General features: G+C 61.4%; 2 protein-coding genes. Both read right to left on the reverse strand.

From position 1 onward, the window contains the following. Positions 1–194: 194 nt before the first annotated feature. Positions 195–998 (reverse strand): IS21-like element ISPst3 family helper ATPase IstB, encoded by an 804-nt coding sequence (gene istB / locus HBR94_RS28280; protein WP_170045906.1) that lies wholly within the window; start codon positions 996–998, stop codon positions 195–197. Next, positions 991–2490, reverse strand: a complete 1500-nt coding sequence (gene istA / locus HBR94_RS28285) for an IS21-like element ISPst3 family transposase (protein ID WP_024012635.1) — start codon at positions 2488–2490, stop codon at positions 991–993. Before istA ends, istB begins: the two co-directional genes overlap by 8 nt. Positions 2491–2605: the final 115 nt, after the last annotated feature.

A 2605-nucleotide genomic window follows, 5' to 3' on the forward strand; every position in this document is an offset into this window, starting at 1 on the left:
TGTTGGCGCTGATGGAAAATTGACCCACCCTGCCGATTGAAATTTGACCCAGGGCGGATTGCTGATTTTGTTACCAGCAACTGTGGATAAGTCTACCAGCGCAGCTGCTGTTGCCCCCACTCCTTCGCTAGCCCAGTTCAGTTGTTTAAGACCTGCCACACGCAGCCATGTAGCAGGCCGTCGTCGCCATGAAATCAGAACGGCTCATCGTCCTCCGGTTCCTGGCTGCCCTTACGCTTTCGCTCCCGTGATTTGATCTTGGCCTGGGCCGCCAAGCTACTGTGTTGCAGGCGATAGGACTCGTTACCGGTTTCGACGATGTGGCAGTGGTGGGTCAGCCGATCCAGCAGGGCGGTGGTCATCTTGGCGTCGCCGAACACGCTCGACCATTCGGCGAAGCTCAGGTTGGTGGTGATCACCACGCTGGTGTGTTCGTACAGCTTGGACAGCAGGTGAAACAGCAACGCACCGCCAGCCTGGCTGAACGGCAGATAACCCAGTTCGTCGAGGATGACCAGATCCATGCGCAGCAGAGCTTGGGCGATCCGCCCGGCTTTGCCGTCGTGCTTTTCGCGCTCCAGCAGATTGACCAGATCGACCGTGGAGTAGAAGCGCACGCGCTTGCCGTGCCGGGTGATGCCGGACACGGCCAGCGCAGTGGCCAGGTGGGTTTTACCGGTGCCAGGCCCACCGATCAGCACCACGTTCTGCGCGGTGTCGGTAAAGGCCAGACTGGCCAGTTCGCTGATCAAACGAGCGTCTGCGCTGGAGGCGCTGAAGTCGAAGCCGGCCAGGTCGCGGTGCATCGGCAGCTTGGCCATGTTCATCTGGTGGCTCACCGAGCGCATGGCGCGATCTGTGTGCTCTTGTTCCAGCAGGTGTTCGAGCAGCCACTTGGACGAGGCTGTGTTCGACTCACCCTGCGCAGTCAACTCCGCCCAGGCCGTGGCCATGCCGTGCAGGCGCAGCTCCTTGAGTTCCGCCATCAAATCACGCATGACCGATCTCCTCGGTCTGGCCACGCAGGCGGTCGTAGCGCGCCGTGTTAGCGACGGGGGCTTCCTTGAGCGACAAGTGGGTTTCGACGCTGGGTGGTGGTTCGGTCGCGGCCAGGCGCGCCACGACATTGAGGATGTGTTCGGCGCTCAGGCTGCCGCTTTCCAGTACCAGCTCAACAGCCACCAGCACCGCATCGAGCCCGGCGACCGGTACGGCAGCCAGAACTTGCGCCATGATCCGGTCACCGCCGGCATGACGCCCCAGACCGTGCTTAAGCTGACGCAGCGGCGCCGGCAGATCAGCAAAGGGCGCGCCGTTGCGCAGCGCACCGGGCTTGCGTTCGATCAGCGGGAGGTAGTGCTGCCAGTCATAGCTGACCTGGTCGCGATCCAGCAAGCGGACATGGCTGGCGATCAGCGCGTCGTCAGCCACCACCTCGATTCGCGTCGGATACAAACGGCTGCTGACCCACTTACCCGCATACTCACACGGCACCGAGTAGCGGTTGCGCCCGACGCTGACCAGGCAGGTGCTGGAGACCCGCGCAGGCCGCTCGACGTAACCGTCGAATGGCGCTGGCACAGGCATCAGTTCAGCGCGCTCCAACTCCAGCACTTCGGCCACACTCAGCCCGCTGTATTGAGGGTGCGTCAGCTCGTTCCAAAGCGCGCGGCAGCGCTGGCCCAGCCAGGCATTGAGTTCCTCGAAGGAGTGAAACTGGCAGTCCTGGGCGTCTAGCCAGATACGCCTGCGGCTGTCTTGCACGTTCTTTTCAACGATGCCCTTTTCCCAACCAGCGGCGACGTTGCAGAAGTCCGGATCGAACAGGTAATGCGCGCACATCACCGCAAAGCGCGCATTCACCGCCCGGCCTTTGCCCTTATTGACCTTGTCGACGGCGGTCTTCATGTTGTCGTAGATGCCCCGGCGCGGCACGCCGCCCAAGGAGCCGAACGAGCGTGTATGGGCGTCAAATAACATCTCATGGCCCTGGCTCGGATACGCCACAAGCCAGAACGCACGGCTGGCACACAGCTTCAGATGTGCCACCTGCATACGCCGGTAAATGCCGCCGACCAGCAAGCCTTCCTCGCTCCAGTCAAACTGAAACGCCTCGCCAAGAGCAAAGGTCAGCGGCACAAAGGCCTGCGACGCCTTGCCCTGTCCCCCTCGCCAGGCACGGATAAACGCGGTGAGCTGGCTGTAGCCACCGTCATAACCTTCGGCTTTGATTTGCGCCAACAGCGCCTTGGCACTGCGCCGCTGTTGCTTGGGCCGCAGCGAATCGGCTTTTAGCGCCTGCTCCAGCGTGGCGTGAAAAGGGCTGAGTTTGTTGAAGATCGCGCGGCGTTGGTAGACCGGCGGCTTGGCCTCAGGTGCTCTGACCCACTTGCGAATCGTGTTGCGCGCCAACCCGGTGCGCTTGGCTATCTCATGCAGCGACAGCTTGTCGCGGAAATACATCCGGCGAATTTTGCCCATCATTTCCATACTGATCACCCTGTGTTCTCCTGCTCAAAAATTGAGCAGAAGCAGTTGAACACCTGGGTCAGTTTTCAGTCGGCAGAACAGCCTCTACTGGGTCAGTTTTCGGTCAGCGGCAACA

The sequence above is a fragment of the Pseudomonas sp. WS 5412 genome (assembly GCF_012985615.1).
GTDB classification, from domain to species: Bacteria; Pseudomonadota; Gammaproteobacteria; order Pseudomonadales; family Pseudomonadaceae; genus Aquipseudomonas; species Aquipseudomonas shahriarae.